6 protein-coding genes and 1 pseudogene are annotated in these 16,377 nt (G+C 60.2%); 4 read left to right on the plus strand and 3 right to left on the minus strand.

What is annotated here, in order from left to right; genetic code table 11:
- The first annotated feature begins 157 nt into the window (after nt 1–157).
- Nucleotides 158–1,147 carry an alpha/beta fold hydrolase gene (locus KGB06_RS09150; protein WP_223514257.1) on the plus strand — a complete coding sequence of 330 codons (990 nt, stop codon included), beginning with the start codon at nt 158–160 and terminating at the stop codon, nt 1,145–1,147.
- A gap of 10 nt (nt 1,148–1,157) precedes the next feature.
- On the opposite strand, the gene KGB06_RS09155 is transcribed toward KGB06_RS09150, so the two are convergent.
- The 3 genes from KGB06_RS09155 to idi form a co-directional block, all read right to left on the minus strand.
- Nucleotides 1,158–1,547, minus strand: a complete 390-nt coding sequence (locus tag KGB06_RS09155; RefSeq protein WP_223514260.1) for a hypothetical protein — start codon at nt 1,545–1,547, stop codon at nt 1,158–1,160.
- Nucleotides 1,548–1,979: 432 nt separating this feature from the next.
- The gene (locus KGB06_RS09160; protein ID WP_223514262.1) at nt 1,980–3,806 is read right to left on the minus strand and encodes a glycoside hydrolase family 15 protein; all 1,827 of its coding nucleotides are present in this window, start codon (nt 3,804–3,806) and stop codon (nt 1,980–1,982) included.
- 215 nt (nt 3,807–4,021) lie between these two features.
- On the minus strand, nt 4,022–4,606 hold the full coding sequence (gene idi, locus KGB06_RS09165) for an isopentenyl-diphosphate Delta-isomerase (RefSeq protein ID WP_223514277.1): 585 nt from the start codon (nt 4,604–4,606) through the stop codon (nt 4,022–4,024).
- A 313-nt stretch (nt 4,607–4,919) separates the two neighbouring features.
- On the opposite strand from idi, the gene KGB06_RS09170 reads away from it, so the two are divergent.
- From KGB06_RS09170 to KGB06_RS09180, 3 genes and pseudogenes are all read left to right on the plus strand, one after another.
- Complete coding sequence (locus KGB06_RS09170; protein ID WP_223514281.1) at nt 4,920–6,092, plus strand: MFS transporter; 1,173 nt, start codon at nt 4,920–4,922, stop codon at nt 6,090–6,092.
- A gap of 171 nt (nt 6,093–6,263) precedes the next feature.
- The gene (locus tag KGB06_RS09175; RefSeq protein ID WP_223514284.1) at nt 6,264–6,998 is read left to right on the plus strand and encodes a thioesterase II family protein; all 735 of its coding nucleotides are present in this window, start codon (nt 6,264–6,266) and stop codon (nt 6,996–6,998) included.
- A 425-nt stretch (nt 6,999–7,423) separates the two neighbouring features.
- A pseudogene (locus KGB06_RS09180) lies at nt 7,424–16,294 on the plus strand (amino acid adenylation domain-containing protein); the annotation flags it as partial.
- Between the last annotated feature and the right edge of the window lie 83 nt (nt 16,295–16,377).

Here is a 16,377-nt window from a genome sequence, read left to right on the forward strand (position 1 = left end):
CCTCTAAGTGTTTGGCAAGAACCTATCTAAACCTGGCAAGTTTGTAGCTCTCCCGAGCTGCTTCAGAAGCAGACAATGGAAGCGTTCCCTCAATAAGAGCGTTTTCATGAGCAGAAATTAAAGCCTGGGTAGACGCAGCGTGTTGTCTGGATTGGCCATGGCGGGCGTGGTCGCCGCGTCGGCTCCAGCCATCGCACTGGCAATCAATCGGTCAACCGGCGTCAATGGAGAGGGACAACCCCCGCGTGCGGACCCGTTCGGCGAGAGCGATCAGAGTGTTCGCTATCGAACAGTCCAGGTGAATGGGGTGGAAATTTTCTATCGTGAAGCAGGCCCCAAGGATGCACCGATCCTGCTCTTGCTGCATGGATACCCATCATCTTCACGTATGTTCGATCCGTTGCTGCCACTGTTGGCCAAGTCTTACCGATGTATCGCGCCGGACTATCCGGGGTTCGGTCATTCGCAGATGCCTGATCGCCACCTTTACAAGTACACGTTTGAGCATCTGGCCAAGACAATAGCCGCATTTACCGAGGCGTTGGCGCTCAATCGGTATAGCCTTTACATGCAAGACTATGGTGGTCCGGTTGGATTTCATCTTGCACTTGCTCACCCCCAACGAGTACAGGCACTGATCGTACAGAACGCAGTGATCCATGAGGCGGGGCTGAGTGATTTATGGAAGCTGCGTCGTGCGTTCTGGCAGGACCGCGCTGCTTATGAGCAGAAGATCCTCGATGGTATGCCGGCGCCTTCATCCGGTGTGGCGCGGTATGTGGGGGCACGCAAAAACCGGGAGTCTTTCAATCCTGACCTATGGTCCGACGAGATCGCTTTTCTGCAAAAGCCGGGGGTTGCGTCGGTACAACTGGAGCTCGCGTATGACTACCAGAACAACGTCCGCGAGTACCCGCGATGGCAGGCGTATTTGAAGGATTCCAAGTTGCCTTTACTGGTGCTTTGGGGCGTCCACGATCTTATATTTTCCGAGGACGGCGCCAAATCCATAAAGAACGACCGTCCCGATGCCGAGTTGCACATGCTCGATGCCGGGCACTTTGCACTCAATGAACAGCCGATCAAAATGAGTGGGCTGATCAAAAGGTTTCTTGATCAGGCCCTTGCCGGAGTAAATCGACCATGAGTGCTATTGCTTACGCTTCCACTTCCGCCACCTGATTAAAGTACTTCGACCGATCCGGCGTAAAGGTCACCACCATGCCGGTTCGGGAACAGGCCAACGCCCGCTCTGCACTCAAATCAATATCCAGATCCTCCCCGCGCAAACCTTGCCACTGCGCCAGGTATTTGAGCGATCCGTACTTTTCGAGTTTTTTCAGGCTGCGACTGACACCACCCTTCCAACCGAGCACCGGCAGTTCCCCGGCAAGGCTTCGATTGGCGAGTTCGGGGAAGCGGGCGGCGCGTTGGCGGCCGATTTCCCAGCATTTGATCAAGCCTTTGTCCGGGCCTTCCCATAATTCCTCGCGGTTCAGGCCTGACCTGAAGGGGGAGTCGATGCTGCGGTGGATGCGCTGGTTCATTCTGGTTCCTTGAATTCGGGTTTTATTGGACAGCTCCGCTGTACCCGTTGACGTTGGATGTTAGGGGGGGATGTAACGACTGGCAACAAGGTATTTCAGGGCGTAGGAATGTGCCGTGTTGGGGTGAAGGGGGAATGGTTGTTTGGCTTTTGTAGGTTTCAGGGCAGTAGCGCCCGCCAAGTCTCGCCAGAGCGGGGCTGTTATGTTTCGGTGGGTGTGTTTAAGTGCTTCACGGGCAAGTCTCGGTCCTACAAGCGGCAGCGCAAAACGGGAAATTTCCGACAGGCTCTGTCGGCGCATGGTGTTGTGGCTGATGGCCTCTTCGCGAGCAGGCTCGCTCCCACAATGGACCACCGTTTGCCGAGCTATTGCAGACTCCTGTGGGAGCGGGCTTGCTCCGGGCGGCGTTCCGACGAAGGGGGCGCCACGGTCTCACGGCTGCCAGAAACTCTTCTCCCCACTCAATTTCCGATCCAGAAAACACGCCGCGCTGATCAACGCCAGATGCGTCAGCGCTTGCGGGGTGTTCCCAAGATGCCGCGCATGACTGTCCAGCTCTTCGGCATACAAGCCCAGCGGGTTGGCATACCTCAGCAACTGTTCAAACTCCAGATGGGCCTTTTCCACCTGGCCGGCCCGGGCCAGGCATTCGACGTACCAGAACGAACACGCGGCGAAGGCGCCTTCGGTGCCGTCGAGGCCATCAATCCGGGCGTCGTCGTTGCGATAGCGGTAAACCATGCCGTCGCGCACCAGGGTTTTTTCGATGGCTTGGAGGGTGGCGAGCCAGCGTGGGTCCTTGGCGCTGACGAAGCGCACCAGCGGCATCAACAACATAGAGCCGTCGAGGGCGGTGCCGCCGATGTGCTGGACGAAATGGCCGTGTTCTTCGTTCCAGAAGTTTTCCCAGATGTCGGCGTAGATGGCCTGGCGCATCTGGTCCCAGCGGGCGAACGGGGCGGGGAGTGAACGTTTGGAGGCGAGGCGAATGGCGCGGTCCAGGGCGACCCAGCACATCAGCCGTGAATGCAGGAAGTGGTGCTGCTCGCCGCGCATTTCCCAGATGCCCACGTCTTTCTGCTGCCAGGTTTCGCACACTTGATCGACCACTTCCACGGTGTGTTTCCAACCTTCATGGGAGATGGCGTCGCCATACTTGTTGACCAGGTAGATCGCATCCATCAGCTCACCGAAGATGTCGAGCTGGACCTGATCATAGGCGCCGTTGCCGATGCGCACCGGTGTGGCGTCGCCATGGCCGGACAGGTGCGACAGTTCGGTTTCCGGCAGTTCCTGGCGACCGTCGATGGCGTAGAGAATGTTGAGTTTCATCGACTTGCCATGGCAGTCGCTGACTCGTCCACGCAGCCAACGCATGTAATCGTTGGCTTCCTGGACAAACCCCAGGCGCATGAACGCGTAGACAGTGAACGAGGCATCACGGATCCACGTGTAGCGATAGTCCCAATTGCGTTCACCGCCGGGTGTTTCCGGCAGGCCGAACGTGGCGGCGGCGAGAATGGCGCCGTGTTTACGCGAGGTCAGGAGCTTCAGGGCGAGGGCCGAGCGGTTGACCATTTCCCGCCAGCGACCGCGATAGTTGGACTGACCGATCCAGTCGCGCCAGAACTTTAAGGTGCGCTCCAGGCAAATGGCGGCGGCTCCCTCCTTGAAGCGCGGGTCGTCGAGGCCACCGAGCAGGAATTGTGCGCTCTGATCCTGTTTGAGGGTGAATTCGGCGACTGCAGCATTGCCATCAACCCGCAAAACCTGATCCGACGACAGGCGCATGGACGGCTGATCGGCGGCCACGAACGTCACGTCTTTTTTATCCATCTGCGCGCGAGTCTTGGCGCGAGCGTAGTCATGACGCACGGCGCAGTGCATGTGAAACGTCGCTTCACCGCTGACCACGCGAACCCTTCGCATCAATAGCGGTAGATCGTCCTCACTGTCACCGATGGGCAAAAGATCGGTGACCTCGACCACCGCGCGCTCACTGAGCCAGCGGGTTTGCAGCACGTTGGTGTCGGGCAGGTAAATCTGCTCACGGCGGGCGTCGGGCAAGTCCGGGGAAAGTTGGAAGATGCCCGCCTCGGGCGTATCCAGCAGCGAGCAGAAAATCGACGGGCTGTCGAATTCCGGCCAGCAGAAAAAATCCACGCTGCCCTTGTCATTGACCAGTGCCGCGCTACGCATGTCGCCGATGATGCCGTGGGCATCGATGTCGCTTTGTCGTTCGGGATTGAGATCAGCCATTGCCGCGAGACTCCGGATAAGTCGAAGGGAGATTGGCATGCGCTTTGAAGTGAGGGCCTCAACAGATGACTATCGGGTGCTGATGGGAGTTCAGAGCAGACCATGAAAGTCTAGCCCTTCGGTTGTTTTCCAGTCGCGTTTACCGCCATAACTCGTGCTCTGCGGCTTCGACGGTGTAATCCGAGTATCGAGACGGAGGTCGGCGGCGCAGGCTGTCATCCATGACCAGGTCTCGTTTTCGATATGCCCACCGCTTGCCGGCCAGTTAGCGCTTGGTCTTTCCAGGTGTTTAGCCCAGCGGGTCCACAGGTATCGAGCAACCGGCGGAACCAGATAGTGAAGGTCTCGGGTGCGGCGGCAATGCGTGCGGTAAGCTCGGGCAATGGTTGCCATTGCCAGTCATTGGCTTCTTCGGGGTTGGCGACGGGGTCGCAATCGCTGACGCCGACGTAAATGTGCCCGTATTCGTACTCAATGAGCTGGTTTGAAACGGGTTCTCGGTAGAGAAGGGTGAAGACTTTACGCAACTGACAGGTGATGCCCATTTCTTCGAGCAAGCGGCGTTTCGCTGCGGCAGCGGTCCGTTCTCCCGGGCGGGGATGACCGCAGCAGGTATTGCTCCACAAACCTTGGGAATGATATTTGCCGAGAGCACGCTGTTGCAGCAGAAGGCGCCCGTCGCGATCAAAAATGAAGATTGAGAAGGCGCGGTGCAAGAGGCCCTGTTGATGGGCCTGTAATTTCTCAGCGGTGCCTTTTTTGCGACCGTGTCGGTCGACCAGAATCAGTAACTCGTCCATAGCCAGACTCCATTGTGTCTTCGCTACCGGACCTTTATTTATGACCAGACTACGTAGGGAAATTCAGACGTATGCATGTATGAATTGAAATCTAGTCAAGGCATTTGCACCCTGCAAAATTTCTATTAGACCGATTTCATTGTCTCGTTAAAGTGTCAGAGGGTGTGCCGAACTAAGTGTTTTGTACAAGGTGATCGTAGGTTCTCACCGATTGCCGTTGGGTGTAGTGACGTTCACATTCCACCAACAAATCCGGACTTTTCCCTGGGGCAGTCTTATGGCAACTTGCACGCCCTGGCTGAGACTCGACCCCATGGCAAACCCATACCGCGACCTGTTCAAAGCCCCCGGCAGCCGAGCCTTCGTGCTGGCCGGCATGATCGCGCGCATGCCGATTTCCATGACCGGCATTGGTCTGATCACCATGCTCTCGCAACTGCAGGGCGGCTATGGACTGGCCGGTGCCGTGGCAGCGACGTTTGCCCTGGCAACGGCATTTTGCGCGCCACAGGTATCGCGGCTGGTGGACCGTTTTGGACAGCGCCGGATCTTGCCCGTGTCAGCACTGATCGGTGGCGGGGCGTTGTTGATGGTGTTGCTCTGCACCCGCTTGCAAGCGCCAAACTGGACGCTGTTTGTGTTCGCCGCGCTGGCCGGTTGCATGCCGAGTATGTCAGCGATGGTCCGGGCGCGCTGGACCGAGGTCTATCGCGGCAAACCCGAACTGCAAACAGCCTACGCGCTGGAATCGGTATTGGACGAGGTGTGCTTTATCGTCGGGCCGCCGTTGTCGGTGGGGTTGTGCGTGGTGGCGTTCCCCGAGGCCGGGCCGCTGGCGGCGCTGTTGATGCTGGCAATCGGAGTGACAGCGTTCGTCCTGCAACGCGACACCGAGCCAGTGATTCATCCGCATGAAGAACATCGTCAAGGCTCGATCATTCGTTCCAGCGAGATTCAGCTGCTGATGCTGTTGATGGTCGCCATGGGTACCATCGTTGGTGTAGTCGATGTGGTCAGTGTGGCGTTTGCCCAGCAGCAGGGCCAACCGGCGGCGGCGAGTATTGTGTTGTCGGTGTATGCGATTGGTTCATGCATGGCCGGGCTGGCGTTCGGGGCATTGCGTTCGAAATTGCCGTTACCGCGATTGTTCTTATACGGCGGGGTGGCGACGGCGGTGACGACGCTGCCGTTGCTGCTGGCGACCAATATTCTTGGATTGTCGTTGGCGGTGTTCGTTGCCGGGCTGTTTTTTGCGCCGACCTTGATTGTCGCCATGGCCTTGGTGGAGCGCATCGTGCCACCGGCCAAGCTGACCGAAGGCCTGACCTGGCTGGTCACCGGGTTGAGCATCGGCGTGGCGATTGGCGCGGCCGGTTCGGGGTGGTTGGTGGATGGGTTCGGGGCTCGTAGCGGGTTTTGGCTGGCGATTGCGGCGGGGGCTGTCGTCCTCGGTTCCGCCGTCCAAAGCTTCCGTCATTTGAAATAAAGACCCCCTGTAGGAGTGAGCCTGCTCGCGATAGCGGTGTATCAGTCACCATCAAGTTAACTGACATACCGCTATCGCGAGCAGGCTCACTCCTACAGGGGGGATGTGTTCGCCTAATTCTCCGCGGCGCTCATCCGTTCTCTTGGTAGACAACTTTTCGAGGTAAGCCCGGTGACCCAGCTGACATTGCTGTGCCTGCCCTATTCAGGCGCAAGTGCCATGGTTTACAGCCGCTGGCGACGCAAACTGCCGGAGTGGCTCACGCTGCAACCGGTGGAACTGCCCGGCCGTGGCGCGCGCTTTGGCCAGCCGTTGCACACCGACATGCGGCGTCTGGCGTTGCAACTCGCGCAGGAACAAATCACCACGCTCAAGACGCCGTACGCGTTGTTCGGCCATAGCCTGGGCGCATTGCTCGCCTGTGAAATGGCCCATGCGTTGCGTTCGATGGGTTGCCCGGAGCCGGTGGCGCTATTCGCTTCAGGCACCGCCGCGCCGACGATGCGTGCTGATTATGATCGCGGTTTCGCCGAACCGAAAACCGATGCCGAACTGATCGAGCAATTGCGCACCCTAAACGGCACCAGCGAAGAGGTGTTGGCCAACGAAGAGCTGATGAGCCTGACGCTGCCGGTTTTGCGCGCGGACTTTCTGCTGTGCGGGCGCTTCGAGCCGCAGCCGCGTCCGTTGCTCAAATGCCCGGTGCACGTACTCGGTGGCAAGGCTGATCGCGCCACCACGGAACAGCTGATGGGCTGGAGCAAAGAAACCCACGGCAGTTTTTCCGTGGACATGCTCAGTGGTGGTCACTTCTTCATCCATGAGCACGAGGCCAAGGTGTTGCGGGTGATCAAGGATCAACTCGAGATTCACCATCGCCGCCACACCATGGCCGCCAGCGCCTGACTCCGTCCCCCCTGTAGGAGCCGAGCTTGCTCGCGATGACGGACTGACATTCAACATAGATTTTGGCAGTTGCACCGCTATCGCGAGCAAGCTTTGCTCCTACAGGTTTCGGGTTCGCCAAGTTTCTGTATTTCCTCTCGCTCCACCTCCTTTCTGATACTTATTCTCATTCGTTAATTTTTCCGGTGTGCATTCGTTTTATAGGGACGACGTGCCTTTGTGCTTCCCGCCACTGATCCGGATGCTTAGAAATGAATGCTGAAGACTCCTTGAAACTTGCTCGCCGGTTTATCGGGTTGCCCCTGGAAAAGCGTCAGATGTTCCTTGCGGCCTTGCACAAGGAAGGCGTTGATTTCGCCCGGTTTCCCATTCCGGTTGGCGTCGAGGCCGAGGATCGCCAGGCGTTGTCCTTTGCCCAGCAACGCATGTGGTTTCTCTGGCAACTGGACCCGCACAGCGGCGCGTACAACCTGCCGGGCGCGGTGCGCCTGACCGGGCATTTGAACCCGTCCGCGTTGGAGCAGGCATTCGCCAGCCTCATTGAGCGTCACGAAACCCTGCGCACGGTGTTCCAGCGCCAGGCCGACGACAGCTTGCTGCAAGTGCCGGCCCGCACACCGCTGGTGATCGATCATGTGGATTTCAGCGCATTACCGGCGCCTGAGCGCGAACTCGCGGTCGCACAAGCAGCCGAGCAGCAATCCGTGCAGCCGTTCGATCTTGCAGTCGGCCCTTTGCTGCGCGTCAGCTTGCTCAAACTCGCCGATCAGGAACACGTGCTGTTACTGACCCTGCACCACATCGTGTCCGACGGTTGGTCGATGAACGTGCTGATCGACGAATTCATCCGCTGCTACGACGCGTTCGACGCGGGCGCACAACCACCTCTCGCACCGTTACCGATTCAATACAGCGACTACGCCCTGTGGCAGCGGCGCTGGCTGGAAGCCGGCGAGCAGGCGCGCCAACTCGATTACTGGCAAGCACAACTGGGCAACGAGCACCCGGTGCTGGAGCTGCCCACCGACCACCCGCGCCCGGCAATGCCAAGCTATCGCGGCACTCGCTACGAATTCGCCGTCGATGCGCAACTGGCCGAGCAACTGCGAGCCACGGCGCAAAAGCACACCATCACCCTGTTCATGCTGTTGCTCGGCGCCTTCAATGCGCTGCTGCATCGCTACACCGGGCAGACCGACCTCCGCGTCGGCGTGCCGATTGCCAACCGCAATCGCGCAGAGATCGAAGGCCTGATTGGTTTCTTCGTCAACACCCAAGTGCTGCGCACGCAACTCGACGGCCAGACCCGCGTCGACGACTTGCTGCGCGCCATCAAGGAAACCGCCCTCGGCGCCCAGGCCCACCAGGATTTACCGTTCGAGCGCCTGGTCGAGGCACTGAAACTGGAACGCAGCCTCAGCCACACGCCGCTGTTCCAGGTGATGTACAACCACCAACCGCAGGTCGCGGACATTGCCACGGTCAGCACGGCGTCCGGTCTGGCGCTGGGCGTGATCGAGTGGGAAGGGCGCACCACCCAGTTCGACCTGACCCTCGACACTTACGACCTCAACACCAATGAAAAGCGCGGCAAGCTGTACGCTGCGCTGACGTACGCCAACGACCTGTTCGACGCAGATACCATCGCGCGCATGGCGCAACACTGGACCCATCTGCTGCAAGGCATGGTCAGCGATCCGACGCAGCGCGTCAGTGACTTGCCGCTGCTGGAAAGCGCGGAATACCAGCGCATCGTGCACGACTGGAATCACGCCGGCGAAGGCTTTCCGCAAGACCTGTGCATTCACGAGCTGATCAGCCAGCAAGCCGCAGCTAATCCGAATGCATTGGCAGTGACCTTCGGCACCAAGCAGCTGACTTACGCCGAACTCGACATCCAGGCCAATCACCTGGCGCACAAACTGATCGAGCTGGGCGTCGCCCCGGAAGTCCGTGTCGGCGTCGCCATGCCGCGCTCGGAAAACTTGCTGGTGGCGCTGCTTGCGGTACTCAAGGCCGGCGGCGCCTACGTGCCGCTGGACCCGGATTACCCGGCCGAACGCGTTGCCTACATGCTCGAAGACAGCCGCGCGTTGGTATTGCTGACGGAACAATCGGTCGCCGCGACATTGACCGTGACAGCCGATACCCAAGTGTTGCTGCTGGACGCCATGGCATGGGCCGAATACCCGGAAAACGCCCCGCAAACTCGCGTCACGCCGGACAACCTCGCCTACATCATCTACACCTCCGGCTCCACCGGCAACCCCAAAGGCGTGGCCATCGCCCATCGCAACGTGCTGGCGCTGATCGACTGGTCGACATCGGTCTACAGCCGCGAAGACATTCAAGGGGTGCTGGCCTCGACCTCGGTCTGTTTTGACCTGTCGGTGTGGGAGCTGTTTGTGACCCTGGCCAATGGCGGCTCGGTGATCATCGCCCGCAATGCCCTGGAATTGCCGCAGCTGCCGGCGCGGGATCAGGTGCGCTTGATCAACACCGTGCCGTCGGCGATCAATGCGTTGCAGCGCGACGGGCAGATCCCGCCGAGTGTGCGCATCATCAACCTCGCCGGTGAACCACTGAAACAGAGCCTGGTGGACGCGCTGTATCAGCAGCCGACCGTCGAACACGTCTACGACCTGTACGGCCCGTCGGAAGACACCACTTATTCGACCTGGACCCGACGCGAGGCCGGTGGACGCGCGAACATTGGTCGCCCGCTCAAACACACTGCCAGCTATTTGCTGGATGCCGAACTGCAACCGGTGCCGCAAGGCGTCTCTGCCGAGCTCTATCTGAGCGGCGCTGGCATCACCCGCGGTTACCTGGCGCGGCCGGGCATGACCGCCGAAAAGTATGTGCCGAATCCGTTCGCCAGCAACGGCGAGCGTCTGTACCGCACCGGTGACCTGACCCGCTATCAGGCCGACGGCACGCTGCAATACATCGGGCGCATCGACCATCAGGTCAAGGTCCGTGGCTTTCGCATCGAACTGGGAGAGATCGAAGCGCGACTGTTGCAGCAGGACGCCGTGCGCGAAGTGGCGGTGCTGGCGCAGGATAGTGTCAACGGTCAGCAGCTGGTGGCTTACATCGTGCCGAATGATCCAGCGTTGCTGGACGATGCCGACGCGCAAACGACCCTGCGTGAAACCTTGAAAGCCACACTGCGTCAGTACCTGCCGGACTACATGGTCCCGGCGTTTCTGCTGTTCCTCGATCACCTGCGGCTGACCCCCAACGGCAAACTCGACCGTAAAGCCTTGCCGACGGTCGATGGTTCACAGAAACAACGCGAGCACGTTGCGCCGCGCAGTGTGCTGGAGAAATCCCTCGCCGCGATCTGGCAGGACGTACTGGCCATCGACAACGTCGGTCTGGAAGACAACTTCTTCGAACTGGGCGGCGACTCGATCGTGTCCATGCAAGTGGTCAGCCGCGCGCGTCAGGCCGGGATCGTGTTGAGCCCCAAAGACCTGTTCCAGCACCAGACCATCCGCAGCCTCGCTCAAGCGGCCCGCAGCGGCGAGGAGCCATTGATCGACCAAGGTCCGGCAATGGGCGCGGTGGCGTTGGCGCCGGTGCAACAGTGGTTCTTCGAACAGGTAATCCCCGAGCGCCAGCACTGGAACCAGTCGCTGCTGCTGGTGCCGCGTGAGGTGTTGAACGCCGAGGCGCTGGATCGCACCATTGAGCAATTGCTGTCTCACCACGACAGCTTGCGCCTGCGTTATGAACAGACCGTCGAAGGCTGGCAGCAAATCTACGCCGCATCCACCACGGAGTCGGTGTTGTGGCAGCGTCAGGCGCAGTCGCTCGAAGAACTCAACGTCCTGTGCGATGAAGCCCAACGTAGTCTTGATCTGCACAATGGCCCGCTGATGCGCGCGCTGCTGGTGGCGATGGCTGACGGTACACAACGCCTGTTGCTGGTGATTCATCACCTGGCGGTAGACGGCGTCTCCTGGCGCGTGCTGCTGGAAGATCTTCAGCAGTTCTACAGCGGCAATATTTCCATGGCGAAAACCAGTAGCTATCAGCGCTGGGTTGCCCGTCTGCAAGCGCACATTCCAGCCTTTGAAAACAGCCACGGTTATTGGCTGACCCAACTCAACAACGCACCGAATAATCTGCCCTGCGACCGCCCCAATGGCGCATTGGAAAACCGCTTCGAACACAAAATCGAGTTCAAACTCGACGCCGACCACACCCGCAAACTGCTGCAAAACGCCTCGGCGGCGTATCGGACCCAGGTCAACGACCTGCTGCTGACCGCACTGACACGAGCAGTGTGCCGCTGGAGCGGGCAGGGCAGTGCGCTGATTCAGCTCGAAGGCCATGGCCGCGAAGACCTGTTCGACGACATCGACCTGACCCGTACCGTGGGTTGGTTCACCAGCCTGTTCCCGGTCAATCTGGTGCCGTCGAGCGATCTCGGCGCATCGGTCAAAAGCATCAAGGAACAACTGCGCGGCGTGCCGGACAAGGGCCTCGGTTACGGCGCGCTGCGTTATCTCGGCAGCCCGACGATTCGTACCGAACTGGAAGCTTTGCCGCAACCGCGCATTACCTTCAACTATCTGGGGCAGTTTGACCGTCAGTTCGACGATGCGGCGATGTTCGTGCCCTCTACCGAAGGTAACGGTGTGGCGCAGGATCCTTCGGCGCCGTTGGGCAATTGGCTGACGGTTGAAGGTCAGGTCTACGGCGGCGAGTTGTCGCTGAGCTGGGGGTTCAGCCGCGAGATGTTCGACATCGCGACCATCCAGCGTCTGGCAGACGATTACGCGCTGGAACTCAAGGCGCTGATCGATCACTGCTGTGCCGTTGAAATGCCCCAAGCCACGCCGTCGGACTTCCCGCTGGCGCGCATCAGTCAGGTACAACTCGACGCATTGCCGATCGCGAACTTTGAAGACCTGTATCCGCTGTCGCCCATGCAACAGGGCATGCTGTTCCACACCCTGTACGAACCAGAAGTCGGCGCCTACCTCAGCCAGTTGCGCCTGGACATTCAAGGCCTCGATTCGCAGCGCTTTGCGCAAGCCTGGCAGACCGCACTGGAACGCCACGACATCCTGCGCAGTAGCTTCCACTGGCAAGGTCTCGACACCGCGCATCAGGCGATTGTCCGTCAGGTCGAGTTGCCACTCGAAGTGCTGGACGCGACCGACACCGATGCGCTGGCCGATGCCGAGCGCGCCCAAGGATTCGAATTGGGCAGCGCGCCGCTGTTCCGCTTGAAGCTGGTCCGCACCGACTCCAACGATTGGCACCTGATCTACACCAGCCACCACATCTTGATGGACGGCTGGAGCAATGCGCAGTTGCTGGCCGAAGTGATTCAGCATTACGCCACCGGGCAATCGCTGCCGACACCGACCGGGCAATACCGCGATTATCTGGGCTGGTTACAGCAGCAATCCGCCGTCGCTGGCGAGCAGTTCTGGAAAGCCGCGTTGACGCCGCTGGAGGCGCCGACATTGCTCGCTGAAGCCTTGCGCCCGCCAGTGGGCGCGCAGGGCCGCGAAGAGTATCGAGTCGCCCTCGACAGTCGCGCAACTCAGCGTCTGGCCGATTTTGCCCGCCAACAGAAAGTCACCCTCAACACCGTTCTGCAAGCGGCGTGGAGTCTGTTACTGCATCGCTACACCGGCCAGGATTGCGTGGTGTTCGGTGCCACCGTCGCGGGTCGTTCGGCGCCGCTGCCGGGGATCGAAGAGCAACTCGGACTGTTCATCAACACGCTGCCGCTGGTGTGCGCGATGAACCCTGAGCAAACCGTCAGCCAATGGCTGAGCGAGCTGCAAGGGCTGAACCTGACCGTGCGCGAGTTCGAGCATGTGCCGCTTTATGACATTCAGGGTTGGGCGGGGCAGCAGGGTTCGGCGCTGTTCGACAGCCTGCTGGTGTTCGAAAACTTCCCGGTGGCCGAAGCGCTGAAACAGGGCGCCCCGGCCGGGCTGTCGTTTGGCAACCTGCATAACCACGAGCGCACGCATTATCCGCTGACGTTGGGTATTGAGCTGGGTGAGGGCTTGAGTCTGGAGTTCAGCTACGACGCGGCGCGGTTCAGTGCGGCACAGGTCGCTGAGTTGTCGGCCAACTTGCAGCATCTGCTGATGCAGTTGGTGGCGCTGCCGGATGCGGCATTGGGCGCGCTGGAACTGCTCGATATCGATGGCAAAAAAGCGCTGCTTGCGATCAGCCAAGCGGCCCCGGTTCAGTTATCCACAACCTTATTGGTCCATGAACAAATCGCCGCTCAGGCTGCCGTCACCCCGCAAGCACTGGCGTTGCAGGTCGACAGCCAATCCCTCAGCTACACGCAGTTGAACACCCAGGCCAACCGACTGGCCCATCGCCTGATTGAAAACGGCGCCGGTCCCGGCAAACGTGTCGGGCTGGCGCTGCACCGTAGTCCGCAATTGATCGTCAGCCTGCTGGCGGTGCTGAAAACTGGCGCGGCGTACGTGCCGCTGGACCCGAGCTATCCGGCCGAACGCCTGGCGTACATGATCGACGACAGCCGCCTCGATGTGCTGCTGTGCGAATCCGGTCTGCTGGAGGATGTGTCGGGCGTGCTTCGTCTCAGCCTCGACGACAACACCGGCTACCCCGACAGCAATCCGCCAAATCAAGCGGTCGCCGAAGACCTGGCCTACGTCATCTACACCTCAGGCTCCACAGGTCAGCCCAAAGGCGTGGCCATCACCCATGCCGCGTTGCACGAATTCTGCCAATCCGCCGTCGACTATTCGATGCTGTCGGCGGCGGACCGCGTGTTGCAGTTCGCGACCTTCAGTTTCGATGGCTTCGTCGAACAGTGCTTCCCGGCGTTGTGTGTCGGTGCGGCGTTGATCATGCGCGGTGATGAGTTGTGGGATGCCGGGCGACTGGCCGCTCAAATCGTCCAGCAAGGCGTCACCGTGGCGGACTTACCGGCAGCTTACTGGTACTTGCTGGCCCGCGAATGCGCGAGCGGCGGGGTGCGCAGTCTCGGTGATTTGCGCCAGGTCCACGTCGGTGGTGAAGCGATGTCGGTGGAAGGTTTGCGTTTGTGGCATCAGGCCGGTTTGAGCCACGTGCGACTGCTCAACACCTACGGCCCGACCGAAGCGACCGTGGTCTCCAGCGTGCATGAATGCCGACTCGACGATGCCAGCGACGCGTTTGGCATTCCAATTGGTCGCGCCATCGCCGGTCGTGCGTTGTACGTGCTGGACGCGGCCGGTCAATTGCTGCCCAACGCTGGCGTCGGCGAGTTGTGTATAGGCGCACCGGCCTGCCTCGCGCAAAGCTACTTTGATCGCCCGGCGCTGACCGCCGAACGTTTCCTGCCGGACCCGTTTGCCCGTGAGCCGGGCGCGCGGCTGTACCGCAGCGGCGATCTGGCGCGCTACAACGCTGACGGGCATCTGGAATACGTCGGCCGTATCGATCACCAAGTGAAGATCCGCGGTTTTCGCATTGAAATGGGCGAGATTGAAGCCTGCCTGCAAGCCTGTGAGGACGTGCGTGATGCAGCCGTCATCGCTCAGGATGGCACGCAACTGGTGGCGTATGTCGTGGCCAGCGATGCGGTGGTTTCTGAAACTGAATATCTGGAAGGCCTCAAAGCCGTTCTGCGTCGGTCGCTGCCGGAATACATGGTGCCAAGCCACCTGATCCTGCTGGCCAGATTGCCGCTTAACAACAACGGCAAACTGGATCGCAGAGCTTTGCCGCGTGCTGAAGCCAGCGATGTTCAACGTGACTTCGTGGCTCCGGCCCAAGGGCTGGAAACACAAGTGGCGCTGATCTGGGCAGAGGTGCTGCAAGTCGAGCGCGTGGGGCGCGACGACAACTTCTTCGAACTGGGCGGTCACTCGTTGCTGGTGCTTCAGGTGATTTCGCGGGTGCGTCAACAGTTGCAACTCGAACTGTCGGTGAGCAGTCTGTTCTCGGCCGCGAATCTGGCGGAGTTTGCCGAGCGAGCGGCACTGGCGAACATCAGCGGCCAACCGATCCTGCAACCTGCGCCTGCCGATCAGCCGCCGATCCTGTCTTACGCCCAGCAGCGCCAATGGATTCTCTGGCAACTGGACCCACAAAGCCCGGCCTACAACATTCCCGCTGCGCTGCGCCTCAAGGGTTCGCTCAACCTCAATGCCCTGCGCGAAACCTTCGCTCAATTGCAGGCTCGTCACCAAACCCTGCGCACCACTTTCGAACAGGACGGTCAGCAGGTCCATCCGGTGCTGCACGACACACTGGCGCTGCAACTGGAACAGCGCACGCTCGATCAATCGTCAGTCGAAAGCGCGGTGGCCGAAGAAATCGCCCGGCCATTCGATCTGCGCAACGGCCCGCTGTGGCGCGTGTTGCTGCTGCAAGTGAACACTGACGAACACTTGCTGGTGCTGACCGTTCACCACATCGCTGCTGATGGCTGGTCGATGCAGGTCATGGTCGATGAGTTCAGCGCGCTGTATCAGGCGGCAGTCGAAGGTCGCGATGCAAACCTGAACAGTTTGCCGGTCAGCTACAGCGACTACGCCCATTGGCAACGCGACTGGCTGGAGGCCGGCGAAGGCGCACGTCAACTGGCGTGGTGGAGCGAGCAACTGAAAGGCAACCAAACGCCGCTGGAGTTGCCATGTGAACTGACCCGCCCGGCCCGTCACACCAAGCGCGGCGCCAGCCTGATGCTGAATGTTGATCGCGAACTGCTCGCCGGTTTGCGTCAACGTGCCCACGAGCAACAGGTGACCTTGTTCATGCTGTTGCTGGCGAGTTTCCAGACCTTGCTGCATCGCCAGAGCGGACAGTCAAACATTAGCGTCGGCGTGCCCGGCGCGGGGCGTTCGCGCCTGGAAACCGAAGGCCTGATGGGCTTCTTCATCAACACCCAGGTGCTGCGGGCCGAGATCGACGGACAGCAGCCATTCAGCACCTTGCTGCAACAGGTCAAACAGGTCGCATTGGATGCACAGGCCAATCAGGACGTGCCGTTCGAGCAGTTAGTCGACGCCTTGCAACCCGACCGCAGCCTCAATCACAGCCCGTTGTTCCAGGTGCTCTATAACCATCAGCAGCAAATGGGCGCGAGCGTCGAGCGCAGCGTCGCTGACTTGCAGGTCGAGCGTCTGCACTGGCAGCAGCACACCGCGCAATTCGATTTGGTACTTGACACTCAAGAGCAAGGCGAAGAACTCGATGCCAGCCTGACTTACGCCACGGATGTGTACGACGAGGCGTCGATGCAACGTCTCGCCGAGCAGTGGCTGAACCTGCTGCGTGCGGTGGTCAACGATCCACAGCAACGCGTCGCCGAACTACCGCTGCTGCAAGCACCGCAATATGAGGCGTTGATTCAGCACTGGAACCCGGCATT

This window comes from Pseudomonas sp. GL-B-19 (assembly GCF_019956415.1).
Lineage (GTDB): Bacteria > Pseudomonadota > Gammaproteobacteria > Pseudomonadales > Pseudomonadaceae > Aquipseudomonas.

Bases quoted from the DNA above. Each gene is read 5' to 3' on its own strand.
- KGB06_RS09150 (WP_223514257.1), top strand. From the start codon at position 158: ATGGCGGGCGTGGTCGCCGCGTCGGCTCCAGCCATCGCACTGGCAATC.
- idi (WP_223514277.1), bottom strand. From the start codon at position 4,606: ATGGACGAGTTACTGATTCTGGTCGACCGACACGGTCGCAAAAAAGGC.
- KGB06_RS09155 (WP_223514260.1), bottom strand. From the start codon at position 1,547: ATGAACCAGCGCATCCACCGCAGCATCGACTCCCCCTTCAGGTCAGGC.
- KGB06_RS09160 (WP_223514262.1), bottom strand. From the start codon at position 3,806: ATGGCTGATCTCAATCCCGAACGACAAAGCGACATCGATGCCCACGGC.
- KGB06_RS09170 (WP_223514281.1), top strand. From the start codon at position 4,920: ATGGCAAACCCATACCGCGACCTGTTCAAAGCCCCCGGCAGCCGAGCC.